The sequence below is a fragment of the Gordonia sp. 852002-50395_SCH5434458 genome, from assembly GCF_001665905.1.
Classification (GTDB): domain Bacteria; phylum Actinomycetota; class Actinomycetes; order Mycobacteriales; family Mycobacteriaceae; genus Gordonia; species Gordonia jacobaea.
In genome coordinates this window covers 47,424-73,636 of the sequence record NZ_LZTC01000105.1, presented here as the reverse complement: position 1 = coordinate 73,636, position 26,213 = coordinate 47,424, and the positions used below count along the sequence as shown (strand labels likewise).

Here is a 26,213-nt window from a genome sequence, read left to right as displayed (position 1 = left end):
CGGATCGTCTGTGAGGTCGTCGTGGCTGATTACACGTTGCGTCAGTTGGAGTATTTCGTCGCCGTGGCCGAGGCGGGGAGTATCACCCGCGCGGCGTCGGCGGTGCACCTATCGCAGTCGGCGATGTCGACGGCGCTGACCGATCTCGAAGGGGCACTGGGGATTCAGCTTCTTGTCCGTCATCACGCCAAGGGCATCACGTTGACTCCCGCAGGTCGACAATTGCTCGTGGCGAGCCGCCAGTTGTTGGCATCCGCGGCTGATCTTCGTTCTGCCGCACACGGATTGGGTGGCTCGCTGACCGGAACCCTGACGATCGGTTGTTTCGAGGTCATGGCGCCCTACCTCCTTCCTGAGTTGTTGTCCGTCGCAGCCGAGAAGCTGCCGAATCTGGAGTTGGTGACCACCGAGGTCGACATGGCCGACCTGGCCGAGGGTGTCGCGAACGGAACATTCGAGATGGGTATCGGATACGACCTCGTCGACGACCCGCGACTCAAACGATGGCCGCTGCGCCGTGTTCCGCCCTACGCTCTGGTCGCGGGCTCGCACCGACTCGCCAAACGACGGAAGGTCCGACTCGCCGACCTGGCCGACGAACCCATGGCGTTGCTCGACCTGCCACACAGCCGTGACTACTTCCGGCAGGTCTTCGCCGACGCCGGCGTCGAACCCGTTGTGCGCTACCGCTCGACGACCGTCGAGACCTGTCGCGCGCTGGTCGGACGTGGCTTGGCATACACGGTGCTCAACCTGCAGTCCGCCGTGCCGATGGCGCTCGACGGACATCCGGTCGCAGCGATACCCATCGCCGACGAGACGCCCGCGCTCACGATGGTCCTGCTCAATGCGATCGCCGCGCGACCGACCCGGCGTGCGGCAGTCGTCGCCGAACTGTGCCGAGATCTGTTCGGCGACACCTCCGCTCAGTGAGCGCATGCCTGGCCACCGACGTTCTCGCCGAGCACGCTACCCCCGACAACACTTCCCCCGACCATCGTCAGTTGTGCTGTGAGGCAACCGATATCCGGCGTTGTCGAGATGTCACCGGAGAGTGCGACGAGGTCGGCGTCCTTGCCGATCTCGATCGAACCGCTGTGTTCAGCGCAGTGGGCGGCGCGCGCCGCGCCGATCGTGTAGGCATCGACGGCGGTCCGCAGAGTGAGGGCCTGCTCGGCGACGAGCGGCACGGTGCGAGCGTCGGTGCCGATTGCATGTGGATCGGCGGCAGAACCGGTCCGATTCACTGCGGTGTGGATTGCCCACAGCGGATTGGGGTCGGTGACGGGCCAGTCGCTGCCCATCGCCAGCGTTCCACCGGCCGCGCTGATCGAACCGAAGGGGAAGTGCCATCGCTCGCGGTCGGCGCCCAGTAGCGGGAGCTTGCGTTCGACGATCTCGATGTCGCGGCGAGCCCACAGTGCCTGGATGTTCGCCATCACGCCGAGCGCTGCGAAGCGTGGAATATCCTGCGGGTCAACCACATCCAGATGTGCGATCTGGTGTGCGGCGTCGAACTGTGGATTGGCGGCGCGTGCGGCACCGAGCGCATCGAGGCATTCGCGGACCGCGCGGTCGCCGACTGCGTGCATGTGGATGTGGAACTCGTCGCGTGCGAGGAGTGCGCAGACCTCGTTCAGTTCTGCCGGGTCGATGAAGGAGAGCCCGGTGGGGTCGGCCCCGGTCGGCAGGTCGGAGTAGGGCGCAAGCATTGCGGCAGTGCAGTTTTCGCAGATCCCGTCCTGCATCACCTTGACGGTGTCGACGTGAAACCGGCCGCCGTGCGCGAGTGCCCGGCGTTCGCGGAGTGCGTCGATCTGCGAGAGCCCCTGTTCGGCCGCCCACCACAATGCCCCGCACACGCGTGCGGTCAACTCTCCAGCCTCGTCCGCGGCGAGGAACGTTGCGAGTGTGTCCGAGAGTCCGAATGCGGGGATGTCGACGCCCGCGTCCTGCCAGCCGGTGACTCCGACGGAGTGCAGTCGACGCTGAGCTGTCAACAATGCCTCGCGCAGCACGGCGTCGTCGATCTCGGGCGCGAGCGCCTGGACGCTGTCGGCCGCCCGCTCGAACAGGACGCCGGTGGGTTCGCCCGCGGCGTCGCGCTCAATACGTCCACCCGTCGGGTCCGGTGTGTGCCGGTCGATTCCGGCGCCGGCGAGTGCGGCGCTGTTGACCCAGACGCCGTGTCCGTCGTGGCTGGAAAGCACAGCCGGTCGGTCCGTGACCACCTCGTCGAGGTCGGCACGTGTGGGCAGACCGCCGGGAAATGCGTCGCCATACCAACCACTTCCGGTGATGACCGGGGCATCGGGGTGTGAGTCGACGTAGGCCGCGATGGCCTCGAGGTAACCGCGCCGGTCATGTGCAAGCTCGGACAGATCACAGCGCAGCGCTGCGAGTCCGCCTGCCACTGGATGCACGTGCGCATCGATGAACCCCGGGAGTAGGCTTGCTCCCGCGAGGTCGTGGATGACGGTCGACGCCGAGACGAGGTCACGGTCGACGTCCGACGCGATCGCGACGATGGTGCCGTCGGACACCGCGACCGTGCTCGCCGGTGGCATACCGAGTGGTTGCCACACCGCGGCGTTGGTGAAAATGTGATCTGCGTACATCACCACTCCTGTGGTCAGTGGGGCCGTCAGGACACCGAGACCGGCGTGCTGAACACCGGCTCGATCGACAACCCGGTGACCTCACGGCGGAACGGCACCGGATCGTCGTTACGCGGCGCGTCGAGTTCCTCGGCGAACCGGTGTCCCGACCAGACTGCTGCAGCGATGGTCGACGGCGCCCAGGCGTCGCCGACACCGGTGACGCTGCTGACTCCCGCAGCGGCCCAGTCGTCGCCGCGCTCCTGCAGTTGGGTGTAGAGCTCGTCGTGGGGGAGACGTGCGGTCACCATGACGACGGCGTCGGCGTCGAGATGCCCTGTCCGACCGGTGAATCGGCATGCGGTCTGCACGCCTGACGCGTCGACAGCTGTCACGGCGGTGTCGGTGCATACGTCGACGCCGGCATCCATGATGCGCGCGCGGATGCGGTGAGCCTCCATGGTGTTGGTGGTCCACTGCGACACCTGGGGGACCGGGGTGACGAGCGTGACCGCGAAGCCTTCCTTGGCCAGCATCTCCGCGATGACAGCACCGAGGTAGTAGTGGTCGTCGTCGAACAGCACGACTCGCTTGCCGGTAGGCCGCGCCCCGGCCATGATGTCGTCCGGAGTGAAGACCGCTGTGCTGGAATCGATCTCGATGGGATGTGTGTGCCAGCGGCCGACACCGTCGTTACGCCACGACGCCCCGGTCGCGATCACGACGTGGTCGAAACCGTACTCGAGGATGTCGTCGGTGCTCATCGGCGATTCGCGATAGATCTCGACGTTGTCGAGCCGGTCGAGTTGCTGGAGCCGGTAGTCGATGACGCGAATCCATGCGGAGAGCCCGGGAAGCTTCGACTCGCGGGCCACACGGCCACCGAGCACCCGGCTCGCCTCGGTGAGCGTCACGGGATACCCGCGATTACCCAGTGCCCGAGCGGCTTCGAGGCCCGCCGGTCCCGCACCGACGACGAGCACCGAGGCGTCGGAGCCCTTCACCGAGATGCGCTCCGGATGCCAGCCGCGTCGGAATTCCTCACCCATTGTGGGGTTTTGCGTACACCGGATCGGCGACATGGTGAAATCGCCGGACACGCAGATGTTGCAACCGATGCACTCGCGGATGTCTGCGAGGTCACCGCGTTCGATCTTGTTGGGCATGAAGGGATCTGCGATCGACGGTCGAGCGGCGCCGATGAGGTCCAGGATGCCCGACTTCACGTGGCGCACCATGGTGTCGGGAGAGGTGAAGCGGCCCACTCCGACGACGGGCTTGGTGGTGAGTTGCTTGAGTCCGGTGACGTAAGGTTCCTGCTCGGCCTCGGGGCCGAAGCGCGAGGTCACCGAGTCGTCCTCCCAGCTTCCGAGCACGAGGTCCCAGAGGTCGGGATGCTCGCCGATCAGGCCGAAGACGTCTTCCATCTCGCTGCGGGTGATGCCGTCGTCGCCGAGCAGTTCGTCGACCGAGATGCGGCACGCGACAGCGGCTTTGCCGTCGGCGATCTCGCGGGTGTCCTCGAGGATCTCGCGGATGAGGCGGACACGGTTCTCGAGGCTGCCGCCGTACTCGTCGGTGCGGTTGTTGTATCGACGCGACAAGAAGTGGTGCAGACCGCCGATCGCGTGTCCCGCGTAGACGTAGACGATGTCGTAGCCGGCTTTCAGTGACCGATGGACCGAATCCGCATGCCATTTGCGCAGATCGACGATGTCGGCCTTCGTCATCGCACGGGCCTGCACCGGATCGAGATTCCACGAGACGACGGGCAGATGCTGTGGTGCCAGCGGAGTTTCGCGGCTGATCAGGTTGGGGCTGTTGAGTCCGTTGTGCGCCAGCTCGATTCCCGCGAGCGCACCGCCCTCGTGAATCTGCTCGGCGATACGCGCGATCGCGGGCATGTCCTGGTCGTCCCAGAGGCGAAGCTCGATGAACGGTCCGATATCCGAGGTGGGATGGATCTCGACCTGCTCGGTGCAGACCACGGCCCACCCGCCCTCGGCTTTTGTCCGACGCATCGCCGCCTCGCCGGACGGATCGCGGTACCCCATGCCGTTGCAATGCGGCACCTGGAAGAACCGGTTGCGGGCGGTGACCGGTCCGATCCGGACCGGTTCGAAGAGGATGTCGTAGCGATGGTCGCGCATGTGAATCTCCGTCGAGAGGTGCTGCGGCGTGAAAATGCTTGGCGCAGTGATCAGTTGTGGGCTGTGGAGTCGGCGTCGGGCAGTGGCGGCGACTCGTGTCATTCTTTGAGGTAAATCGCAAAGAATGAAATGACGGTATCGCGGTTTGTCCCATCGGGCAGCCCTGTTGCGGACATCTCACGGTGCGAACTTCCGAATTGGTTCATCGGGAGAACCGATGTAATCAGCGGAGTTGCCCCGACGTGGTGCAGGGCGGCAGTATCGGGACGTATGGCACGTCCACGCAATCAGCACGCGCGTCGCGCAGAGATCGTCGACGCCGCGACGCGTGCGATCGCCGCGCGCGGACTGATGGGACTGCGTATCAAAGACGTCGCCGACGCGGCGGGTCTGTCGCCAGGATCGATCACCTACTATTTCCCCGGGATCGACGAGTTGTTGCTTGCTGTGCACGAGGCTGCGGTCACGCGGTTCTATGAGACCCGACGCACCGCCGCCACCGACGTCGACGATCCGGTAAAGGCCCTGGCACGGCTCGTCGAACTCGGAATCTGTGACCCGGATGATCCGATGTCACCTGCGCTGTACGAATTGCATCTCTACAGTGCGCGCTCACCCGCACATGCCGAACTGATGTCAACGCTCTTCGACCTCGAGACCTCGCTCTACCGCGAGGCGATCGATGGGGGTATCGCGGAGGGTGTCTTCGCCGACGTCGACAGCGAACGCGTCGCCAGGGCCGCGGTGGCGCTCGAAGACGGATGCGGAATACACCTTGTCGGGCGCACCAGAACACTCGACGCGGCGAGTGCTCGCAGCGCCGTTATGCAGTATCTGCAGGCAGCGTTGCGGTGTCCGGATCTCGTGGTCGAGGAGAGTCCCCGCTGACGTCTGGACGCGCCGAATCGTGTGGCCGACAGAGGTTGTCGGGGTGGAGCGCGGTGTCGAGGGCGATGTCGTCGAGCAGTGCGGAGCGTCGGACGAGATCGGGAATCGACGCTCCGGTTGCCACTGCCTCCGCGACCAACGCGGTGGTCGCCTCGTAGCCGAGGACCGGATTGAGCGCGGTGGCGATACTGGCCGAGCCGTACACCGCAGCACGCATGCGGTCTTCTTTCGCGGTGATGCCTCGGATACAGCGTTCGCCGAGTACGTGCACCGCTGCGCGTAGATGGGTCAGTGACGAGAGGAGCGCCCGCGCGATGATCGGCTCGAAAGCGTTGAGCTGCAACTGACCTGCTTCCGCGGCGAGGGTCACCGTGAGGTCGTTGCCGATCACCTCGAAGGCCACCTGGTTCACGACCTCGGGGATGACCGGGTTGACCTTGCCCGGCATGATGCTCGATCCGGCCTGCACGGCGGGAAGCACGATCTCGCCGAAGCCCGCACGCGGACCAGAAGACAACAGGCGCAGATCATTACAGATCTTCGACAGCTTCACCGCGGCACGTTTGGTGACACCGGAGAGTTGTACGAAGGAGCCGACGTCTGACGTCGCCTCGACCAGATCTCCCGCGGTGGTCAGCGGCAGACCGGTGAGCTGTCGCAGGCGTTCGCATGCCTGCGCGGCGTAGGACGGGTGGGCGTTGAGTCCGGTGCCGATCGCGGTGCCGCCGAGATTGATCTCGGCGATGAGCGAGATAGCCTCGTCCATCCTGTCGGCGTCCTCGCCGATGGTGACCGCGAACGCGCCGAACTCCTGCCCCAGCGTCATCGGCACGGCATCTTGCAGTTGCGTACGTCCGAGTTTGAGCATGTCGCCGAATTCGACTGCCTTGTCGGCACATTCGGCCGCCAGTTCGCGCAGTGCGTCCGAGAGCCCACGGGCGCCGATTCCGAGCGCCACCTTCACGGCAGTGGGGTAGACGTCGTTGGTGCTCTGTCCGAGGTTGACGTGTTCGAGCGGGTGGAGCACGTGATAGTCGCCGCGTCGCTGCCCGAGCAGTTCGAGCGCCCTGTTCGCGATCACCTCGTTGGCGTTCATATTGGTCGACGTCCCCGCGCCGCCCTGGATCTGGTCGACGACGAACTGCTCGTGAAGCGATCCGGAGCGGATTTCGGTGCATGCCGTGATGATCGCGTCGGCGATCGGGGGATCGAGTAGTCCGAGCTCACGATTGGACTCTGCGGCAGCCTGTTTCACCGAAGCCAGGGCGACGACGAGATCGGGGTGTGTGGAGATGGGAACCGCGGAGATCGGGAAGTTCTCCATCGCCCGTGCGGTGTGCACCCCGTAGTAGGCGTCGGCGGGTACCGCATGATCGCCGAGGAGGTCGTGCTCGATGCGAACCGCACCCGCGGCGTCAGTGCTCATCTGTTGCCCCTAGCGATGACGTGCGAGTGCCGTTGGCCAGGAGCCTGTCGCGGATCGTATCGAGCAGGGCGGCGTCGACGACGGTTCCCGCCAGCGCGAGCGCACCCTGAGCGATCGCGGTCTCCGCCGCCGAGGTGAGTGTGGCAGCGGCGAATTCGGGTTGATGGTTGACCGCGGGCAGCGAGTCGATGCCGATGTAGGGGTGAATCGCAGGCAGCACCTGCGAGACATTGCCCATATCGGTCGACGCACGCGCCATGGTCGCGTCTGGTCCGGAGCCGAAGCTGCGTCCCGCCGCGAGTGCGCGGCGTTCGTAGCGGCCGAGAAGTTCATCGTCCGTGCGGAACTCGGCGTAGGGCTTCGACTCCGGGGTCACCGTGAGCGTCGCGCCACTGGCGAGTGCGCCCGCCTCGAAACATCGCATGACACGGGGTTCGACCTCGGCGAGTTCGGCAAGTGTTTCGGCGCGGACATACCAGCGTCCCTCGGTGTGCTCGGCGATGGAGTTGGGTGCCTCACCGCCGCGTGTCATCATGCCGTGCACGCGCACCGACGCCGGAAGCTGTTGGCGCAGAAGGCCGATGGCTACCTGAGCGATGGTGAACGCATCCGCGGCGTTGACGCCACGTTCGGGGTATGCGGCAGCGTGCGCTGACTTGCCGTGGTAGTCGATGTGGCTGTGCGACACGGCGAATGGCCGCGCGCGTGCGACGTCAGCCGGTCCGGGGTGAACCATCGCGGCGGCATGCTGAGCGGCGAATCCGCCCCGTTCGAGCAGTTCGATCTTGCCGCCACCGCCCTCTTCCGCGGGAGTGCCGATGACCGTCAGTGTCAGACCGAGGTCGTCGACGATCGGTGCCAGTGCGAGCGCCGCGCCGACGGTGATCGCAGAGATGAGGTTGTGTCCGCAGGCGTGTCCGAGTCCCGGCAGTGCGTCGTATTCGGCGCAGAGCGCGACGTGGAGGTCGCCGCTGCCGAGCGTCGCGGTGAACGCGGTCGGGAGGTCGCAGAACTGTTCGACGACGGTGAAGCCGCCGTCGGAGAGGGAACCGGCGACCCGAGCTGCCGAATAGGTTTCCTCCCAAGCGGTCTCGGGATTGTCGTACAAGTCGTGCGAGAGCGCGATCAGACTCGGGTGCGCCGACGCGATACGGCTGCCGAGTTCGGCGTCGAATCGATCGGGGGTGGCGTCGATGGTGGTCACAGGTCTCCCGGAACTCCGTAGGAGGGCGCACGCGTCGGGTCGACGCCGCGGACACGGTAGTCGTTCTTCTGCGGTTGCCAGATCTGCCAGAGCGAAGCGAGGTCGCCGAGCGGATCGTCGGCGAAGTCAACGCGCAGATCGGTCACCGGCCACGGCACGTCCTCGACGACCAGGAGGCCTGCAGAGTGCACCGGTCCTTCTTCGCCGCCGGCGTCGAGTGCGCTGTGTAGCCCGTCGAGCAGTCGTTGCTCGAATGTGTCGGCGGCACTGTCGGCATAGCCGTTCAGCAGCGACTCGAGCACAGACAGATCGGCGAGCATATTTCCCGCGGCCACCGCCTGATCGCCCTCGACGCCGCCGTAGGTGCCCAGGCTGCGAGCGCCGGAATGCAGCGCGGTGTGCCCGTGTGTGTCGACGACGCTCACCTGGCGGTACTCGGGGTGTTGCTCCGCGGAAAGCGCTGCGCTGAGCGCTTTCTCGGCGTCGAGGCCGTCGGAAAGTCGGTCGAGCACCGCGGGCCCGAGCGCGGGGTTGGTGACGTTTTGCGACGCCACCACTCCGACGCCTGCCCCAGGGTGTGCGCAGCGCGCTGCCACCGCGGGACTCGACGAGCAGACGATGATGCCGAACGCGCCACTTGCGGGGTCGCGCGCCACGAGTGACATCGTCATCGTGCCGCTTCGCTCTGCTCGCTGAGAACTGCGGTCGCATCGATCTCGACGAGCCATTCCGGCCGCGCGAGTGCGTCGACCACCAGCCCGGTCGACACCGGATACACGCCCTTGAGCCAACGGCCCATCACCCGGTAGACCGTCTCGCGGTACCGGATGTCGGTGAGGTACACGGTCACCTTGACGATGTCGCGCAGCGAGCTGCCCGCCTCGTCGAGCAGCATGGCGATGTTGCTCATCGCCTTCTCTGCCTGCACCTCGACGTCGCCGATGCCCACCGATTCGCGAGTGTCGAGATCTTGGCCGATCTGGCCGCGCAGGTACACGACGCCGCCCGCGACGACGGCCTGGCAGAGGTCGTTGTCGAGGTTCTGTTCCGGGTAGGTCTCGCGGGTGTTGAAGGGACGGATCCGGGTGTGGGTGACGTCAGGGCTGACGGCGGCGCTCATGGGTCGCTCCTCGTGCTGCGGCTGGTGGAGTAAATGAAGTGGGCGGGGTTTGCGTGTTGGCAGATTACGGCGATTTCAGGAAACAGCTTGCGCGGCAGGAACATCAGAGTCCGCCGGTGTGGTGGCGTCGACCTGCTCCGGTCGGTAGGCCCGGTAGCCACGCTGGATCGCGATCTGGTCGGCCAGGTACTTCGCGTCGTGCCATACGCCCCAGATGAAGCTCGACCCTCGACGTGAGAGCCAGGGCAGCCCGAGGAAGTAGATTCCCGGTTCGACCGACACGCCCCGCTGGTGGACCGGGCGGCCCTTCTCGTCGAAGGCGTCGACCTCCAGCCAGCCGTAGTCATAGGCGAAACCGGTTGCCCACACGATGGACGTGATCCCGGCTGCCGCGAGGTCGAGCTGTGCGATCGGGTCGGTGATGCAGTCGGGGAGTGGTCCCAGGATGTGCGCCTGTGGCTCCGCGGGGAGGTCGAGGCCGTTGCGCTCGATGTAGTCGTCGGCCTCTCGCAGCATGGCGAGATAGGTTGCGTCGCCGTTCTCGATGTTGGTGCGCAGGTCGGAGGCGAAGGTCATGGTGCCGGCGTCGAATGCCTGCGCGCGCCCGAGAAGAGTGATCCCGTCCGCGGCGAGCTGCCGGAAGTCGACGGTGTGCCCACCGCCCGCGCCGCTGACTGCGATGGTCACATGCTCGGCGCCCGCGGGAGGGGCCGCCGCGTCCCACTTGCCGAGAACGCCCAGCCACCAACAGAAGTCGCGTCCACGGTAACTACGTGGCGGGCGATCATGCGGTCCGACGGCGAGGTACGTCGCGCGGCCTGACGCGCGTAATTCTGCAGCGATCTGCACGCCCGACGATCCCGCGCCGACGACGAGAACGCCACCGCCGGGGAGCTGCTGCGGATTGTGATAGTCGCTGGAGTGGATCTGATGGAAGGGCGCTTCGTGAGGCACGACGGCGGGGATGACCGGGGTCTGAAAGGCGCCGGTGGCGGCAACGACGAAGTCGGCTTCGATCGGGCCATCCGAGGTATCGACGCGAAAGCCGTTCTCGCCCTGCTTCTTACGGACCGATGTCACCTCCACGCCGGTGCGGATGGGTGCATTGATGCGCTGGGCATAGGAGCCGAGGTAGTCGGCGACCTGATCCTTGGTCGCGAACGCGTCGGCGTCGACGCCGAACTCCAGTCCGGGGAAGCGGTCGTGCCATGCGGGACCGTTGGCGACCAACGAATCCCATCGCCACGTGCGCCAGCGTTCGGCGACGCGATCACGCTCGAGTACGAGGTGGTTGATTCCCTGTGTGGTGAGATGCTCACTCATCGCGATACCTGCCTGGCCCGCGCCCACGACGAGCACCTCGACCTGTGTGGCCGCGGTACCCGCGGGTGTCTGCGTCCCCGGCGTAGCCAACTCCACCATCTCGTACCTCCGCTGTTGCATGCGTTGTCGTTGACTCAATGATCATCGGACCGCCTGCATCTGTACAGCAGAGATATCCTGGGTATTACATCGGTTCAGCCGATGTAGGGTTGTGCCGCATTCTCAGCGGTCGCGACCGGGGTAGGGCTGGTAGGCCCGTCGGGCGGCGGTGGCGACGACCTCGGTGAGCTGGTCGTCGCTGAGTATTGCCGGCGCCCCGGCGCTGACGGCTTTCAGATACACCTCGCTGAGCCATTCGACGACGCCGAGGTGCTCACACGCGGTCTCGATGTTGCCACCGATGGCGACCGAACCGTGGTTGCGCATCAGGGCTGCGGTGCGCTCGAACAGTGCCGCCACCACGCCTTCGCTGAGCTCGGGGCTGCCGAAGACCGCGTAGGGGGCGACTCGTACCGAGCCGCCGACCATCGCGGCGTCGTAGTGGATCGGTGGGAGAAGCTCGGTGATCGTCGACACCGCGACCGACGCGAGCGGGTGAGCGTGGGCGATTGCCGACGCGGAGGTCGACCGGTAGAGGTCGAGGTGGAATCGGAGTTCTGCCGTCGGCCGGTAGCGGGTTTCCTCGATCACCGAGCCATCCATGTTGACGACGACCAGCTGGTCCGGTTGGACGGCGCCGAGGCGTGCGCCCGATGGCGTCACGAGCACGCAATCGCCGACGCGGACAGAGAGGTTGCCGCCGGTGCTCAGCGACGTGCCCGCGGCTGCGAGCTGATGCGCAGCGACGCACAGGGGTACGCGCTGATCGACGATGTCCACCTCTTCGACGGTAGTCGTTCGAACGGTCTCGCCGCAGTGAGACGGCTGCGGCTGCGCATCTCGATCTGGTTCCGCGGGCTTCTCTCACCGTCACGTTCCGATTGGTTGAGCGAATTCAATGCAACTAATGGTTGCGCATCGGATTGATACGCAACCAGAGGTTGCAGGAGGCGACATGGACAAGCTGACCGACGCAGAGGTGGGGACCCTCGTGCGCGAGCTCTACATTGATGCGGAGCCCGACATCGTGTTCGACGTGGTGAGTTCGCCCGAGTACGTCGAACAGTGGTGGCCAGATGAGGCGCGATACCGACTCGAGCCGGGATCGCCCGGCGAGTTGGTGTTCCGTACCGCCGAGGGCGACGAGACCGTCCAGCAGTTCAGCGTCGTCGAATCGAATCCGCCGCGCACGTTCTCGTTCCGGTGGACTCACCAGGTCGGCGAGGACCCGGCCGCGGGCAACTCGTTGCTCGTCACCTTCGCCCTCACCGCGTCGGGCAGCGGTACGACGCTGACGATGACCGAGACGGGATTCCGTGAAAGAGGTTGGGAGGAAGCAGAACTCGAGCGGCAGTTCCGCGAACACATCGACGGCTGGAACTACTTCCTGCCCCGACTGGTGACCTACGTTGCCGGAATGGAAGCAGCGTCGTGACGCGGGGCCAAGCGTCGACAGGCGACGTCGACGACGCGCTGTGGTCGGCCATCGGAGATCCGACGCGGCGCCGCATCGTCGACCTGCTTCTCGCTGGCGACGGGGGCACGGCGACGTCGTTGAGCGAACAGCTTCCGGTCAGCAGGCAGGGAGTGGCAAAGCATCTCGGCGTACTCGACCGAGCAGGACTCGTGCACGCGACGCCTGCGGGACGCGAGCGACGTTACGACGTCAACAGGGCTCAGCTCGCGAAGGCTGCTGCGCAGCTCGAATCCGTCGGCGCGGCATGGGATGCCCGGCTGCATCGCATCAAGGGCATCGCCGAGGCGTTGCAGCATGCCCGGAACCGCAGCAAGACAGAACACCAACGTTCGCAACAGAACGGTCCAGAACAGAGCCGTTCAGAACATAAAGAACAAGGGAGTACGTGATGAGCAGCATTCTGCACAGGATCGGCGTCGAAGGCGCCACCACCACAGACGTCTACGACGTACTGACCACGATCGACGGTCTTGCGGGCTAGTGGACAGAAGACGTGAGCGGGGACGGCACGGCCGGTGGACGCCTCGAATTCCGCTTCCCGCCAGTCGGCGGATTCGACATGGAGGTACTCGAGACCGTTCCGTCGGAGTCGGTGCGATGGCGGGTCGTCGAGGGGCCGGACGAGTGGGTTGGCACGACCATCACGTGGTCGCTGCGCCAGGAGGGAGACCACGCCATCGTGATGTTCAGTCACGACGGCTGGCGTGAGCAGGTGCCGTTCATGAATCACTGCAGCACCAAGTGGGCGGTCTTCCTGTTGAGCCTCAAAGCGCTGATCGAGTCCGGCAAGGGGACACCCGCACCGCGCGATGTGGCGGTCAGCGACTGGCACTGATGCACGGGGTCAGGTGTTGATCCCGAACTCGCGGATCTTGCGGTAGATGGTCGCCCGCGAGATACCGAGGGCCGCGGCGGCCGCGGCCTTGCTGTGGTTGTTCTCCTCGAGGCTGCGCACGATTGCGTCGCGTCCGGAGCGACGGTCAACTCCCGTCCACGGGTCAGTTGTTTGAGCAGTGTCGGCACCAGATCGTGGAGGTCTTCGATGCTATGCCGCAGCGGAGGGAGTTCGACCGCGGCCCGGAGTACGGCGGTCCGACCGGTACCGGATTCGCCCGAGACCGCGATCCAACGTCCGGCCCGAACGTGCCCGGCGACGTTGTCGCAGCACTGACGCCACGACGAACTTTGCGGCCGACCAGTCGTGGAAGGGCGCGTTGAGAAGTCGGGATTCGCGCTCGCTGGCCTGCGAGACCATGCGCTGCATGATCTGTGACTTCGCCGACTTCGCCAGCGAGCGCGGCGGTCGTCCGCGGCTGGGCGCGGCGCGCCCGACGTCGGGCCTGGTTGTGAACGTGTGTTGGATCGAAGGATGTGGGTGCTGCAGCACCCACATCCTCACGTTCGACACACATTTACCGCGGCCAGAGGCGTATCTCGGCGGATGTGGAACCCGGCGGGTCGGGGGTGCGTCGGATATGTCATGCACTCACCCGCTACTGAACCTGACTCTGCTGCCCGCTATCCCGCTGCTTGTTATCCAGCCGACCGGTTCGGGCTCATCCATCGGAACGCGGTTCTTGCCGCCGGATACACCGACAACGACCTGCGCGCGTCGCTGCGTCGACGGGAGATCGAGCGTGTCCATCGCGGGGTCTTCGTCGTCCGCGCCGAGCGGACTCGGCTCGAACGCCACCGGCTCGTCGCGCTCGCGTCCGTGCGAGCCGTGAGGGGTGATGGCGTGGGCGCAGGGGATCTCGGGCCGGGCGAGTCGGGCGCTGTCGAGTCGGGCGCCGGGAAGCCTGAAGTGGAGGAGTCGGGCGCAGCGGTATCAGGAGTGGAGGAGTCGGGGCCGAAGGCTCGCGCTGCGCTGAGTCATCAGAGTGCCGCGGCGGTGCATGGCCTCGAGATGCTCTCGCCGACGCTGACGCGCGTCCATTCGACGACGGTGAGTGGTGCGGGATTTCGAACCGCGACCCATCACCGCCATGTCGCGGCACTGTCTGACGACGAACTCGTCGAGGTCGACGGCGTGCTGATCACCTCGATCGAACGAACGGCCGTCGACATTGCCTGCGGGGCACAGACGTTCGCCCAGGCGCTCGCCGTTGTTGATTCGGCTCTGCGGCTCGGTGCCGACCGCGACGTCATGACGAAGATGCTCGCCGGCAAGCGTCGCGGTGTGGGTCTGGCGCGCCGAGCGCTGCATCACGCCGACGGGCGGTCGGAGAATCCGGGCGAGTCGTGGAGTAGGGCGCAGATGATCGAGGCGGGTCTGCCCGCGGCGAGGCTGCAGCACACGTTCCGCGACGTCGACGGCGAGCACGTGGCGCGTACTGATTTCGACTGGGGCGGGAGGCTCGTCGGAGAGTTCGACGGCAAGGTGAAGTACGCGAAGCTCCTCAAACCTGGGGAGGACGCCACCGAGGTCGTGGTGCGCGAGAAGCGTCGGGAAGACGAACTCCGCGCGATGGGCATCATGGTCGTGCGCTGGACCTGGGACGACCTTCGCGCAGGGAGAGTGGCAGCGCTGATTCGACGCTGGCTGGTGAAGTTGGCGCTGATCGTCGAACCTGCCAGCGCATGAATGTGTGCCGTATCGAAGGATGTGGGCGCTGCAGCACACACATCCTTCAAGACGACACATATTCTCGACGCCGCGCACCGGCCCCGACGGCTCGTGCGGCGCGACGTTCGGTGTCGGCTCCGGACCGCGGTGTCACCAGGCGCGCTCAGCGCAGGGAGTCGTAGACCGCCTTCTCGAACTGCTGCGACGCGGCGACGGCGGCAGGGTCGAAGAACGGTAGGAGCTGGGTGGCCCAGAGTCCGCCGATGCCTCTTTGGGCATCGACCCAGAAGTAGAGGTTGGCCAGCCCGGCCCAGCCCATGGAGCCCGCGCTGCGTCCGGTCGGTGCCTGGGAATTGTTTGTCATCGCGATGAGATTCCACCCCTTGTCGACGCCGGGAAAGAAGTCGACATCGTTGGTCTTGCGTGGGTTGACGCCGGGGAGCGGCGTGATCCCGAGCGCTCCGAGGTGGTTGCGTGTTGCGGCGTCGACCGTTTCCGGGCGGAGGAGCTGTTGCCCCGAGTCGGATCTGCCGCCGCGCAACCAGAAGCGGATGAAGGTGAGGAAGTCTTCGGCGGTGGAGTAGATGCCCTGGCCGCCCATATCGAGTTCGGGATCGTCGGGCGAGGTCGGTGGCCGCAATGCCTTGAGGTGACCGTCGCCGGTGCGTACGTGCAGGGTCGCGCTCCGCTCGAGCATCTGTGGTCCGCGACGAAAAGTGGTGTCGCGCATGCCTAGCGGCGTGAGTAGGCGTTCGGACATGACGTCGCCGAGTCGGCGTCCGGTCGCGCCTTCGATGACCCTGCCCACCCAGTCGAGGTTCGTCCCGTACTCCCATCGGGTTCCGGGATCGAACATCAGTGGTGCTTGCAGCGATGCCTTGGTCGCGGTCGCGACGTCGGGCAGGCCGAGGTCCGCGATCGCTCGCGCGCAGTCGGCATCGAAGAAGTCGTAGGCGAATCCTGCTGTGTGAGTAAGTAATTGGCGGGTAGTCGCAGGCGTCCGTGGCGCGCGCACCACCGGTGTGTCTCCATCGAATCCGGTGAGGACGCCGAATCCGGAGAGGTCGGGGGCGTACTCGGACGCGGGGGCGTCGAGGTCGAGGAGGGCGTCGTCGACGAGTTGCAGTGCCAGCGTTGCGGTCAGCGGTTTGGTCATCGAGAACAGTGCGAGAACGGCATCCGTGGCCAGCGCCTCGTCGGTGCCCGCGGTCCGAGGACCTGCAGCTTTGAGGTAGATCGTGTCGTGGGAAGTGGTTACACCTGCGACGACGCCGGGTAGCGCGCAATCCGCTGGCGCGGCGTCGACTACGTGATCGAGTGCAACGTCGTCGAGGTCAGTGCCGTCGAGGTTCATGACGCCAGACCTTCGACGAACGATGCGAGACGTCGGAGACCCTCGGTGAGATCGGCCGTCGATGCCGCGTACGACAGTCGGACGTGATCATCGGCCGTTGCGGTGCCGAAATCCTTTCCGGGAGTGAGTGCGACGTGTGCTTCGGTGAGTGCGCGCTCGCAGAATTCCCACGAGCCCAGTCCGGTGTCGGAGACGTCGATGTACACGTAGAACGCGCCGTCGGGGATGACCGGCACACGCAAGCCCATCGCAGTGAGTGCGTCGAGTACGAGTTGTCGGCGCGAGACGAACTCGCGGCGTCGATCTTCGCATACCGCAAGGGATTCCGGACTGAAGCAGCTCAGCGCAGCGTACTGTGCCGGCGTGGGTGGGCACACGTAGAAGTTCTGCGCGAGGCGCTCGACGACGTCGACCATGTCGGGTGGCAGGATGCACCAGCCGAGCCGCCAGCCCGTCATGCCGAAGTACTTCGAAAAGCTGTTCACCACAACAACATCGGGGCCGGTGGCGGGGTCGGCGAGGACGCTGCGTGGCGGTCGGCCGTCGGGCCCGGGATCGGAGAGTCCGAGGTAGATCTCGTCGACGATGCTCCACCCGCCGCGCGCGGCAACGCGGTGGCACAGCTCGACGAGGTCGTCGTAGGGCAACGACGTCCCGGTCGGGTTCGACGGCGACGCCACGATCACCCCGCGTGTGCTCTCCGACCACGCGGCGTCGACGGCGTCCGGGGTGAGCTGGAAGCGATCGGAGACGCCGGTCGGCACCAAGCTGACGCGCGCGCCGAACGCCTGGGCGAACTGTCGATTGCACGGATACGACGGATCGCCGATCAGCACACCGTCGTCCGGGTCGATCAGTGCGGCGCATGCCAGAAGCAGCGCCGCCGACGCTCCCGAGGTGACTGCGACCTGCTCCGCCGTGACGCCGTCGGCGCGGAAGTGGTGGCGATAGAAGTCGGCGATGGCCTCACGTAGTTCGGGGAGGCCAAGTGCGCCCGTGTACGTCAGTGGGCGGCCGTCGGAGACCTCTCGGGCTGCCGCGAGAAATGCAGGCGGAGCACCGAAATCGGGTTCGCCGATGCTCAGCCGAATCACCGGGCTGCCCTGCGCCTCGACGGCGGCCGCTCTGCTCGCGAAGTCCATCGCGTAGAACGGTGCGACCTCCTGGGCGCGCTGCGAGATCTTCATTCATCTCATTGTGCGCGACGGTGCTCGCGAGATGTTTCGGGGTGGGAAGTGATCTCGACTCGGGTGCTCGCTGCGCTCGCGCCCGCTCGATCAGCGGATAGAGGCTCGATCGGTGGGTCGGGCCGATCGGCGGGTGTGGTGATCTCGACTCGGGTGCTCGCTGCGCTCGCGCCCGCTCGATCAGCGGAAGGGGTGATCTCGACAAGCTCGATCATCGGATAGAGGCTCGATCATCGGAAGAGTGGCTCGATCAGCGGAAGAGTGGCTCGATCAGCGGAAGAGTGGCTCGATCATCGGAAGAGCGGCTCGATCAGCGGGGGGCCAGCTCGATTGGCAAAAGCCGCCGCTCCCGCTCGGCTTTTCGCCGAGCGGGAGCGAACCGTTTGCGCGGCGCAGGTCAGGGCACGTAGTTGAAGGTGTCCGGGTCGGGGCCGCGGCGCTTGTTCTTGTTGAGGCCGTCGATGGCTGCGACGTCGTCGCCGGACAGCTCGAAGTCGAAGATGTCGAAGTTCTCCTCGACGCGCGAGCGGGTGACCGACTTGGGGAAGATGATGTCGCCGCGCTGGATGTGCCACCGCAGGGTGACCTGGGCAGTCGACTTACCCTTCTCCTCGGCGATCTTCTTCAGGACCGGGTCGTCGAGGACGTCGCCTTGCGCGATCGGCGACCACGCCTCGGTCGCGATGCCGTGGTCGGCGTTGAATGCCCGCAGATCGTCCTGCGTCAGATAGGGGTGCACCTCGATCTGATTCACCGCGGGCACGATTTCGGTCTCGGCGAAGAGCCGCTCGAGGTGGTGCTTCTGAAAATTCGACACTCCGATGGCTCGCGCCTTGCCGTCGGCGTAGATCTTCTCCAGCGCCTTCCATGTCTCGACGAAATCCCCGACCTCCGGCAGCGGCCAGTGGATCAAGAACAGGTCGACGGCGTCGACGCCCAAGTCGGCGAGCGTCTGGTCGGTGGCCTTGAGTGCGTCGTCGTACGCGTGGAATCCGTTGTTGAGCTTGCTGGTGATGAACACCTGTTCGCGCGGGATGTCGGACCCGTTGACGCCCTCACCGACCTGCTTCTCGTTGCCGTACATCTCGGCGGTGTCGATGTGGCGGTAGCCGACGTCGAGCGCGGTCCGCACCGCGTCGACTGTCTTCTCCGGCTCGATCTGGAACACACCGAAACCGAGCTGCGGGATCTCGACGCCGTTGTTGAGGGTGATGAGTGGGACTGTCATGGAACACCTTTCGCGTCTATGGAACTAACAGATACATCGCGATAGCCGGGGGACTCCGTGCACGCTCGGTCTGCATGCGCGGCGTCGTAGCCGAGGCCTATCTGGCGAGATAATTCGCTCTAAAGGCGTCAGGGCAGCAATACGAACTTGCCGCGCGGATGCGACGACAAGATGTCGTCGAGTGCCTTGGCGGCCTGGTCCAACGGATACGTCCGGGCGACATCTGTCACCAGAGCGCCCGATGCCGCGTCGGTGATGAGGTCGTCGATTGCGTTGCTGCGGTTCTCTTTGCTCTGCGAAGTGGAACCGTTGATCAGCACGATGCCGTCGTCGCCACGTCCGAACGCCGCGATGCTGACGATGCGGTCGCGGTCGTCGACGAGCGCGAGGGACACGTCGATTGCCTCGTCGGTGCCCACCGTGTCGATCGCCGCCGTGACCGGGTTTTCCGCAGCAGCTTGTACACGCTCGAGAAGGCCGTCGCCGTATGCGACAGGGATGGCCCCGAGTTCGCGCAGATGGTCGTGATTGGCGGGCGCGGCGGTGGCGATGACGGTAGCTCCGATCTTGCGTGCCAACTGCACCGCGACCACGCCGACGGCTCCGGCGCCGCCGTGGATGAGCACGGTGTCGTCGGCGTGCACGCCGGCGGTGGCGATCGCGTCGGCCGCGGTGACACCTGCCAGCAGGAGACTCGCCGCATGTTCGTCATCGAGTCCCGCCGGTTTGCGGTGAACCGACTTCTCATCGACGACGACGTGGTCGGCGTAGGCGCCTGAGATCGGGTAGGCGATGACCTCGTCGCCGACCGCGAAGCCAGGTGTCTGGCCGTCGAGTGGATCGCCGACGGCACGGACGACGCCTGCGAGTTCGTTGCCGATAGGAATGGGAAGTTTCGATTCGTCGGTGCCCATCACTCCGCGCACGGTCTTGGCGTCGGCGGGATTGACGCCGATCGCCGTGACATCGATGACGACTTGTCCTGGGTCGGGGAGTGGCAATTCGGCTTTCACGATCTCGACGACCGTCGAAGGTTCGCCGTATTCGTTGGCCACAGCCTGCCGCGCGGTGACGGCGGCCGACTCGATGTCGAGAGTGTTCTCGTTGGTCGGTGTCTTCGCTGAGTCAGTAGTCGAGGAGTCTGAGTTCGTTGAATCGGCCATAACTGTTTCAAGGCGTAGGCACCGTCGCGCTATTCCGATCCGAAGGTCACCGTCCGGTGTCGATCGCTGTACTCGGACAGCAGCGGATGAGAGAAAGTCTTCTTAAATTGGTAACTGATTAGTTACCATTTGCTGTGTGCAGGACATCTTCGACGCATTGGCAGACCCGGTCCGACGACGCATTCTCGACCACATCGCGACGGCGCCGATGCGCGTGATCGACCTCACGCGTGAATTGTCTACCGAGGCGACGATTTCGCGACCCGCCGTGAGTAGGCACCTGCGGGTGCTCGACGACGCGGGACTTGTCTGCGTCGAGGACAGGGGACGCGAGCGGCTGCATCGATTGCGTCCGGCGGCGCTCGACGAGGTGACGAAGTACGTCGCCTCCCTGACATCGCTCGATCGGCCACAGAGCGAGGTGTTGCCACCGATCAGTCAGCATGCCCTCGATGCGCTCGCCACCGAGGTGTACAGAACCCGCAAAGACTGCGCGAAAGGCGAGCGGTCACTGCGGCGATCCCATGGGAAAGAGGAGGCGGGATGATCCCCGAACCGACGGGACGATACCGAAAACTGAGTGAGCGCAACGTTATCGAGTTCGAACGCGAGTTCCGTGCGTCGATAGAGGACGTGTGGGCTGCGGTCACCGAATCCGACAGGTTGGGGCGATGGTTCGGCACCTATACCGGCGACCCTGAATCCGGTCGGGTCGAACTCGTGATGACCGCCGAAGGCGACGACGTGGCGTCGACTCCATGGAACATCGTCGAGTGCACACCGCCCCGGATTCTGCAGGTGGTGTCGGAAGATGAAGGGCTCGTATGGGATCTGCGCGTCGAATTGAGCGAGGTCGACGGACTCACCACGCTGGTTATGCGGCAGATCTTCGACGACACGGGCAGCGTCGAGACCGTTGGTCCCGGCTGGGAGTACTACCTTGATCGGCTGGTCGCGGTCGTGGTCGGAGCCGGCGTCGAGGACATCGATTTCGACGACTACTATCCGGCGCAAGCCGAGCACTACCGGCGTATCGCCGAGCAGATGACCGACGCTGATTGACTCAGCGCTGAAACCACGCCTCCGAGGTGTCGGCCAGTGCCTTCTCGATGCGCAGCTTCGACGTCTCGGAAAGGCTCGAGGGCAACGCATCTGGTGCGAACCACGCGACATCGGTGTTCTCGTCGTCGGCTGCGCGTGGCGTACCTGCGACGTGGCGGACCAGGAAACACACGTCGAGGTATTGCGTCTGATCGCCGTTGGGATAGGTGACCATCGGAGTGACGTCGACGCTGGTCAATCGAACCACCTCCGCGTCGACGGCGGTCTCCTCGGCGATCTCCCGGATGATCGCTCGTGCCGGCTGTTCTCCCGGTTCGAGCACGCCGGAGACGACTGCCCATTCGGCGGTGTCGGCGCGCTGCGTGAGCAGGATGTGTCCGCGGTCGTCACGGACCACTCCGCTCACACCGGAGAGCCATAGCGGCATATGCCCTACGTGGGAGCGCAGTTCGGTGATGAATCCGGGAATCGGCATGAGGCCATCTTGCCGTGGTCGGTTCGTTTTGTGTCGTAGGTCCTCGGGTCGTGCGGTGGAGTGGCAGGATCGGCTACGAGCCATCCGGGTCGAGCGTGCGGCGGGAACATGCAGGCGAAAGGTGTAATCGATGCGCGGTAAAGGTGTCTTCGTGGTGCTGGTCTGCGTCGGACTTGTCGGGGTTGTGTGGGCGATTGTCGACGTTGTCGATCGCGGTTGGTCGAGTGTTCCGGGTAGCACGTGGGTGTGCGCGGTGCTCGGGCTGGTGCTCGTCGTCTTTGCGCTGTATCGGGAGTTCGGCGGGTCTCCGCTGATCACTGTCGACCACGAGAACATCGCCGAGGAGTACGAGGCGCAGAAGCGCGCCGACGGCCTGGAGGCCAACTGGATCACCAAGCCCGGGTATGCGGACGCACAGACCGACGCTGCACTCGGCCGCGATGAACCGGAGAAGAAGTAGCTGCGACACGGACCTTGTCGAGTATGTGTTCGACGAATCTGTCGGTGGTGGGTGCTTCACTGTGGTGTGCGCGTGTAAGAGCGCATCCGATCGCCGAGATGAGGCATGGCAAAATGAACACCCCTACTACGCACAATGTGTCGCGCGGGCCGTCCGCATCGCCCGGTTGGGCGGAGATGCGGACGTGGCTGATCCGGGAGCTGGGCGCGATGCCGAACGCGGCTGTACTCGATCTCGGACCCGCGGGACTCGACACCACAGTTGCCCCTGACGCCGACGTCGAGTGCGCCCAGTTGCACGTCCTGCACGGCGATGTCTACCTGGTGAGATTGTCGACTGCCCTGATGGAGCGTCCTCGACTTTCCGGCTATTCGGTACCGCGATCGGTGCGCAATCGGTGGCGCCTCGACGACCGCTTCGACGACTGCACCCACGGTTATCTCGTGAGCGCCTCTGCAGAACTCATCGCCGACATCTGCATCGGCTGGTTCCGGGACCGGTGTGCGTGGGGCAATCCGGCATCCCTCGGGTGGAGTTACACCGCGCCGCAGCCGGCTCGGGGATGCCCCTGATCTTTCCCCCAGATCGGTTCCGAACAGGTGATTTCCCTGCAGATCTCGCGCATCGTGGAGTCATGACCACTTCATATGACAGCACCAGCACATCGTCGAACAGCAATAACAACAACGGCTCGGGAATGGGCTTCTGGAAGATCCTGGGGATCGTTGTCGTGGCGCTGATTGCGCTCGCGATCATCGGCCCGGTACTCAAGGGACTCTTCTGGGTCGGGCTCATCGCCCTCGCGATCTACGGCGGCTACATGCTCTTCCGGTCGTCGCGGTCCTCGAGGTCGAGTGGTGGTTCATCGGGCTTCTGAGGACGGCAAACGATCACCAGCGAATTCGCTAGCGCGACAGCATGATTCAGTTCAGCGGATTCGGTGAGGTGTGGGACGTCCAACTCCGGCGCGAGATGGTCACCAGGTTTGTTACGTGCGTACCATTGTCCGGTGTCCGTTGACAGCGATGCCGTACCGGTGACCCGGCTCCTCGTGCAGACCGGCCCGGATGCGCCCGACCCAGCCGTGATGAGCGAGTCGACCACGCTCGCCGAACCGATCCACCCACCAGGGGCCGCACAGGACTCCGAAACGACCGGGTCCGCGGACCCCGCCGAGTGCCCAGACGACTCGGCGGGGATCGCCGACTCGACTGGGATTGCTGCCGGCTTTGCCGACCAGTCCGATTTCGGTGCCGTCACAGGCGAAATCGATACGCGAACGGGCGAGTTCTTCACCCGGATGAATCGTCGTGATCGGCCCGGAGCCACGTCGACCCGTCTGGGTGGACACAGCGCGCACAGTCCGCGCAGCGCCGGCGCGGCACGGCGTCGACGATCAAGCGAAGCTGCGCGGGCGGTGGATGCCCCGGTGCCGATTCTCGACCGACTCACCCGCATGGCGGTCTCCGCGCATCGGGTCACCGATCCGATGTCGGTGCCCGGCGAGATCACCATCGACCTCGACGACGCCTGGCAGGCCGCACAGTCGCCGGGATGTCTGCGCCTATTCGTCGCGGGAAACGGTTGTGAAGGCACCATCGCGATCGTGCTCACCCGGTTCATCGTCGACCATCACACCGACCTCGGTGCACTTCTCGACCATGCGCCCGTCGAGGCCCGCGCCCTGCCGGGCTGGGACGAAGACGACGTCGTCACCACTGCTCGGGGATTCCGGACGGAGGGTGCGTCGCTGCAGACGGGGACGTACCTCGATCTCGGCGAGCGCAGGTTCTGCGCACTGCGATACGAGGTCTTTGCCCGTGGGAACGTCGCGTACCTGGTCCACACGACCGGCATAGTGCCACTCCGCGAAGGGCGCGAGCTGTGTCGTGAGGTCGTCGCCGCGGTCAGCAGCGTGGGGCTCGACGACTGAGCTCGGGGTAGTCGGGGTTTCGAGGTGACGCCCGGGGTGGATCAACGAGGGGGAGAGCAATGGTGAGTCGTGCCGATCGCGTCGTCGACTTGGAGTCGGTACTCGCTGCGGAAGCCCAGTTCGTCGACGATCCGACCGACCAGGGTTGGCTGACCGCGACAGCTGCGGGTGAACGGGTCTACGTGCGGATGGGCGATTTTCCCGACGAGGATCTCTGGTCACTCTGGCTCGGTGACGGTCGGTGGATGGAGTTCACCGTGCCTCCTGCTCGCTGGAACCTGCGTGTCCGCGCCGCCCGCTGGTCGGCCGACGCCCGAGAACGGCTCCCGAAGAACGAGTTCCACGACTGAGGGTGGTCTCGACAAGCTCGACCAGCGGGGGAAGCTCGAGGAGCGGCCCCCACTCCGGCCTAAATGTGTGTCGAACGTAAAGATGTGGGTGCTGCAGCACCCACATCCTCACAAACGACACACATCTACCGAGCCAGGGGCGTGGTCTCGACAAGCTCGACCAGCGGATCGGCTCGACCAGCGGATCGGGCTTGACCCGCGGATCGGGCTTGACCCGCGGATCGGCTCGACCAGCGGATCGGGCTCGACCGGCGGCGTCAGGAACGGCGCGACGAGTCGGGGGTCACCAGTTCGCCGGGCATCTCGCTCGCGTCGGCGGCGACGGCGGCGAGCTCTTCGCCGAGTGATTCGGCAGGCTGATGCGACTCCGCGGCGGCACCGTCGACCGTCTCGACCTTCATCGTCTTGCTGCCGGTGAACAGCGATGCGATCGCGCCGATCACGCAGCAGATCATGGCGAAGGTGAACGCCGCGGTGAGGCCGTCGGAGAACGGATCGCTGATCAGGTGCGGGAAGAAGTTGAGCCCGGTGAGGTGATCGGCGCTGGCCTGCGGAAGTGACTGCAGTGCCTGGCCCCCGACCTCCTTGATCGGGTTGTACCCGAGGAACGCGGCGAACAGGATGCCGACCGTCGGCAGGTGCGCGATTCCATTGGCAGCTTCCGACGGCATGCCGTTGGACGTGAGTCCGCTGTACATGGCCGTCGGCAGGTGCTGGCTCAGACCCGCGATCATCAGCGAGAAGAAGAGGCCGATCGACAACACCATCGCAGCGTTCTGGAACGTCGTCATCATGCCCGCGCCGGAACCACGAGACGTGATCGGAAGGCTGTTCATGACCTCCGCTCGGTTCGGCGAGGCGAACAGGCCCATGCCGACGCCGTTGATCAGCAGGATCAGTGCGAACACCCAGTAGTCGAAGTCGACGGGGATCGCGATCAGTGCCGCGAAGGTGCCTGCAGTGATGAGCATGCCGAGCGTGGTGAACCACTTGGTGCCCAGCTTGTCGCTGAGCGCGCCCGACACCGGTGCGCTGAGGAGGAAGCCGATGGTCATCGGAACCATGTAGATACCTGCCCACAGCGGGGTGCGGCTGTAGTCGTAGCCGTGCTGCGGTAGCCAGATTCCCTGCAGCCAGATGATGAGCAGGAACTGCAGTCCACCACGACCGATCGACGCCATCAGGTTGGCGAGGTTGCCGTATGCGAAGGAGCGGTTGCGGAACAGAGAGAGTTCGAACAACGGGCTCGCGACCTTGGTCTCGATCAGCACGAAGATGGCCAGGACGATGACACCGCCGATCAGGCCGGCGAGGACCCACGGGTTCGTCCACCCCATGTTCGAGGTGCCGTAGGGCTGGATGCCGTAGGTGATGGCGATGAGGATCGCGACCAGGCCGACGGCGAAGGTGACGTTGCCCCACCAGTCCATCTTGGCGTGCTTGCGGACACCGGTGTCACGCAGCTTGAGGTAGGCCCAGATGGTTCCGACGACGCCGAAGGGCACTGAGACCAGGAAGATGTAATGCCACTGAATCGGCGCGAGCAAGCCGCCGACGAGCAGGCCGAGGAACGAGCCTGCGATCGCGGCGACACCGTTGATGCCCATTGCCAGACCACGCTGGTTCGGCGGGAAGGCGTCGGTGAGGATGGCCGACGAGTTGGCCATCAGGAATGCTCCTCCGACGCCCTGGATGATGCGCCAGAAGATCAGCCAGATAGCTGCCTCGCTGCCGTCGAACCAGGTGATCGCCAACAGGATCGACGAGACGGTGAAGATGGCGAAGCCCATGTTGTACATCCGCGCACGGCCGAACATGTCGCCGAGCCGGCCGAAGCTCACCACCAGCACTGCGGTGACGACGAGGAATCCCATCATCATCCACAGCAGGTAGCTGGTGTTCTCGGGGAGAAGCGGATTGAGGTTGATGCCCTTGAAGATGTCAGGGAGTGCGATGAGCACGATCGACGAGTTGATCGTCGCGATGAGCATGCCGAGCGTCGTGTTCGACAGCGCGATCCACTTGTAGTGGGGATCGTGAGCGGGAGCCTGTGCCGGTTGGGCGGACCCGGCGCCGTTAACCGCAGTGGTCATGTGAATCCTTTTACAAAGTCAGTGAACGGAGAAAGTCGTCAGTGGAGGTATCTGGTGG

The 26,213-nt window shown here is 65.3% G+C and carries 27 protein-coding genes and 1 pseudogene; 13 read left to right on the top strand and 15 right to left on the bottom strand.

Annotation, left to right across the window (positions count from 1 at the left end):
• Window positions 1–21 precede the first annotated feature (21 nt).
• Complete coding sequence (locus A5785_RS22540) at window positions 22–933, top strand: LysR family transcriptional regulator (protein WP_005207121.1); 912 nt, start codon at window positions 22–24, stop codon at window positions 931–933.
• Here the strand turns inward: A5785_RS22540 and A5785_RS22535 are convergent.
• Window positions 927–2,618 (bottom strand): amidohydrolase, encoded by a 1,692-nt coding sequence (locus A5785_RS22535; protein WP_065181081.1) that lies wholly within the window; start codon window positions 2,616–2,618, stop codon window positions 927–929. The genes A5785_RS22540 and A5785_RS22535 overlap by 7 nt on opposite strands.
• A gap of 26 nt (window positions 2,619–2,644) precedes the next feature.
• Window positions 2,645–4,747 carry an oxidoreductase gene (locus A5785_RS22530; protein ID WP_064862338.1) on the bottom strand — a complete coding sequence of 701 codons (2,103 nt, stop codon included), beginning with the start codon at window positions 4,745–4,747 and terminating at the stop codon, window positions 2,645–2,647.
• Between the two features lie 270 nt (window positions 4,748–5,017).
• On the opposite strand from A5785_RS22530, the gene A5785_RS22525 reads away from it, so the two are divergent.
• On the top strand, window positions 5,018–5,635 hold the full coding sequence (locus A5785_RS22525) for a TetR/AcrR family transcriptional regulator (protein WP_065181080.1): 618 nt from the start codon (window positions 5,018–5,020) through the stop codon (window positions 5,633–5,635).
• On the opposite strand, the gene A5785_RS22520 is transcribed toward A5785_RS22525, so the two are convergent.
• The 6 genes from A5785_RS22520 to A5785_RS22495 all read right to left on the bottom strand — a co-directional run bounded on the left by A5785_RS22520 (window position 5,571) and on the right by A5785_RS22495 (window position 11,587).
• Window positions 5,571–7,061, bottom strand: a complete 1,491-nt coding sequence (locus tag A5785_RS22520) for an aspartate ammonia-lyase (protein WP_064862340.1) — start codon at window positions 7,059–7,061, stop codon at window positions 5,571–5,573. The two genes, A5785_RS22525 and A5785_RS22520, sit on opposite strands and share 65 nt — an antisense overlap.
• Window positions 7,051–8,211: a M20 family metallopeptidase gene (locus A5785_RS22515; RefSeq protein WP_065181096.1), complete on the bottom strand. Its 1,161-nt coding sequence runs from the start codon at window positions 8,209–8,211 to the stop codon at window positions 7,051–7,053. The genes A5785_RS22520 and A5785_RS22515 overlap by 11 nt, the downstream gene beginning before the upstream one ends.
• Window positions 8,212–8,261: 50 nt before the next feature.
• A complete protein-coding gene (locus A5785_RS22510) occupies window positions 8,262–8,936 on the bottom strand; it encodes a DUF1028 domain-containing protein (protein ID WP_065181079.1) in 675 nt (224 codons plus the stop codon).
• A complete protein-coding gene (locus A5785_RS22505; RefSeq protein WP_065181078.1) occupies window positions 8,933–9,385 on the bottom strand; it encodes a RidA family protein in 453 nt (150 codons plus the stop codon). The genes A5785_RS22510 and A5785_RS22505 overlap by 4 nt, the downstream gene beginning before the upstream one ends.
• Window positions 9,386–9,460: 75 nt before the next feature.
• Entirely contained in the window at window positions 9,461–10,807 is a 1,347-nt protein-coding gene (locus A5785_RS22500) for a flavin-containing monooxygenase (RefSeq protein ID WP_065181077.1), read from the bottom strand.
• A gap of 123 nt (window positions 10,808–10,930) precedes the next feature.
• Window positions 10,931–11,587: a class II aldolase/adducin family protein gene (locus A5785_RS22495; protein ID WP_065181076.1), complete on the bottom strand. Its 657-nt coding sequence runs from the start codon at window positions 11,585–11,587 to the stop codon at window positions 10,931–10,933.
• A 175-nt stretch (window positions 11,588–11,762) separates the two neighbouring features.
• Here A5785_RS22495 and A5785_RS22490 point away from each other — a divergent pair, with 175 nt between their 5' ends.
• The 3 genes from A5785_RS22490 to A5785_RS22480 all read left to right on the top strand — a co-directional run bounded on the left by A5785_RS22490 (window position 11,763) and on the right by A5785_RS22480 (window position 13,119).
• Window positions 11,763–12,242 carry an SRPBCC domain-containing protein gene (locus tag A5785_RS22490; RefSeq protein ID WP_065181075.1) on the top strand — a complete coding sequence of 160 codons (480 nt, stop codon included), beginning with the start codon at window positions 11,763–11,765 and terminating at the stop codon, window positions 12,240–12,242.
• Window positions 12,239–12,673 carry an ArsR/SmtB family transcription factor gene (locus A5785_RS22485; RefSeq protein ID WP_065181074.1) on the top strand — a complete coding sequence of 145 codons (435 nt, stop codon included), beginning with the start codon at window positions 12,239–12,241 and terminating at the stop codon, window positions 12,671–12,673. Before A5785_RS22490 ends, A5785_RS22485 begins: the two co-directional genes overlap by 4 nt.
• Window positions 12,674–12,777: 104 nt before the next feature.
• Complete coding sequence (locus A5785_RS22480; protein ID WP_231895508.1) at window positions 12,778–13,119, top strand: SRPBCC family protein; 342 nt, start codon at window positions 12,778–12,780, stop codon at window positions 13,117–13,119.
• 9 nt (window positions 13,120–13,128) lie between these two features.
• Here A5785_RS22480 and A5785_RS23950 read toward each other — a convergent pair.
• Window positions 13,129–13,493 (bottom strand): annotated as a pseudogene (locus A5785_RS23950) (helix-turn-helix domain-containing protein); the annotation flags it as partial.
• A 271-nt stretch (window positions 13,494–13,764) separates the two neighbouring features.
• On the opposite strand from A5785_RS23950, the gene A5785_RS22470 reads away from it, so the two are divergent.
• Entirely contained in the window at window positions 13,765–14,868 is a 1,104-nt protein-coding gene (locus tag A5785_RS22470) for a hypothetical protein (protein ID WP_065181073.1), read from the top strand.
• A gap of 145 nt (window positions 14,869–15,013) precedes the next feature.
• Here A5785_RS22470 and A5785_RS22465 read toward each other — a convergent pair whose 3' ends face one another.
• From A5785_RS22465 to A5785_RS22445, 4 genes are all read right to left on the bottom strand, one after another.
• Window positions 15,014–16,204 (bottom strand): serine hydrolase domain-containing protein, encoded by a 1,191-nt coding sequence (locus tag A5785_RS22465; RefSeq protein WP_065181072.1) that lies wholly within the window; start codon window positions 16,202–16,204, stop codon window positions 15,014–15,016.
• Window positions 16,201–17,391 (bottom strand): aminotransferase class I/II-fold pyridoxal phosphate-dependent enzyme, encoded by a 1,191-nt coding sequence (locus tag A5785_RS22460; protein ID WP_065181071.1) that lies wholly within the window; start codon window positions 17,389–17,391, stop codon window positions 16,201–16,203. Before A5785_RS22460 ends, A5785_RS22465 begins: the two co-directional genes overlap by 4 nt.
• A 397-nt stretch (window positions 17,392–17,788) precedes the next feature.
• Window positions 17,789–18,619 carry an aldo/keto reductase gene (locus A5785_RS22450; RefSeq protein ID WP_065181069.1) on the bottom strand — a complete coding sequence of 277 codons (831 nt, stop codon included), beginning with the start codon at window positions 18,617–18,619 and terminating at the stop codon, window positions 17,789–17,791.
• A gap of 128 nt (window positions 18,620–18,747) precedes the next feature.
• Complete coding sequence (locus A5785_RS22445) at window positions 18,748–19,782, bottom strand: NADP-dependent oxidoreductase (protein WP_005203750.1); 1,035 nt, start codon at window positions 19,780–19,782, stop codon at window positions 18,748–18,750.
• A gap of 136 nt (window positions 19,783–19,918) precedes the next feature.
• Between A5785_RS22445 and A5785_RS22440 the strand changes: the two genes are divergently transcribed.
• Together A5785_RS22440 and A5785_RS22435 are read left to right on the top strand one after the other, a co-directional pair.
• Entirely contained in the window at window positions 19,919–20,329 is a 411-nt protein-coding gene (locus A5785_RS22440; protein WP_005203748.1) for an ArsR/SmtB family transcription factor, read from the top strand.
• The gene (locus A5785_RS22435) at window positions 20,326–20,844 is read left to right on the top strand and encodes an SRPBCC family protein (protein ID WP_005203746.1); all 519 of its coding nucleotides are present in this window, start codon (window positions 20,326–20,328) and stop codon (window positions 20,842–20,844) included. Before A5785_RS22440 ends, A5785_RS22435 begins: the two co-directional genes overlap by 4 nt.
• Window position 20,845: 1 nt before the next feature.
• Here the strand turns inward: A5785_RS22435 and A5785_RS22430 are convergent, their stop codons facing one another.
• Complete coding sequence (locus tag A5785_RS22430) at window positions 20,846–21,319, bottom strand: NUDIX hydrolase (RefSeq protein ID WP_005203743.1); 474 nt, start codon at window positions 21,317–21,319, stop codon at window positions 20,846–20,848.
• 130 nt (window positions 21,320–21,449) lie between these two features.
• On the opposite strand from A5785_RS22430, the gene A5785_RS22425 reads away from it, so the two are divergent.
• The 5 genes from A5785_RS22425 (at window position 21,450) to A5785_RS22405 (ending at window position 24,062) form a co-directional block, all read left to right on the top strand.
• Window positions 21,450–21,779: a hypothetical protein gene (locus A5785_RS22425; RefSeq protein WP_005203742.1), complete on the top strand. Its 330-nt coding sequence runs from the start codon at window positions 21,450–21,452 to the stop codon at window positions 21,777–21,779.
• A 113-nt stretch (window positions 21,780–21,892) separates the two neighbouring features.
• A complete protein-coding gene (locus tag A5785_RS22420; protein ID WP_005203740.1) occupies window positions 21,893–22,351 on the top strand; it encodes a hypothetical protein in 459 nt (152 codons plus the stop codon).
• Window positions 22,352–22,413: 62 nt separating this feature from the next.
• On the top strand, window positions 22,414–22,656 hold the full coding sequence (locus tag A5785_RS22415; RefSeq protein ID WP_039854792.1) for a hypothetical protein: 243 nt from the start codon (window positions 22,414–22,416) through the stop codon (window positions 22,654–22,656).
• Window positions 22,657–22,788: 132 nt separating this feature from the next.
• Window positions 22,789–23,712: an LpqN/LpqT family lipoprotein gene (locus A5785_RS22410; RefSeq protein ID WP_039854790.1), complete on the top strand. Its 924-nt coding sequence runs from the start codon at window positions 22,789–22,791 to the stop codon at window positions 23,710–23,712.
• A 59-nt stretch (window positions 23,713–23,771) separates the two neighbouring features.
• Window positions 23,772–24,062 carry a hypothetical protein gene (locus tag A5785_RS22405; protein ID WP_065181068.1) on the top strand — a complete coding sequence of 97 codons (291 nt, stop codon included), beginning with the start codon at window positions 23,772–23,774 and terminating at the stop codon, window positions 24,060–24,062.
• A gap of 257 nt (window positions 24,063–24,319) precedes the next feature.
• Here A5785_RS22405 and A5785_RS22400 read toward each other — a convergent pair whose 3' ends face one another.
• Window positions 24,320–26,155 (bottom strand): MFS transporter, encoded by a 1,836-nt coding sequence (locus A5785_RS22400; protein ID WP_064862367.1) that lies wholly within the window; start codon window positions 26,153–26,155, stop codon window positions 24,320–24,322.
• Window positions 26,156–26,213 lie beyond the last annotated feature (58 nt).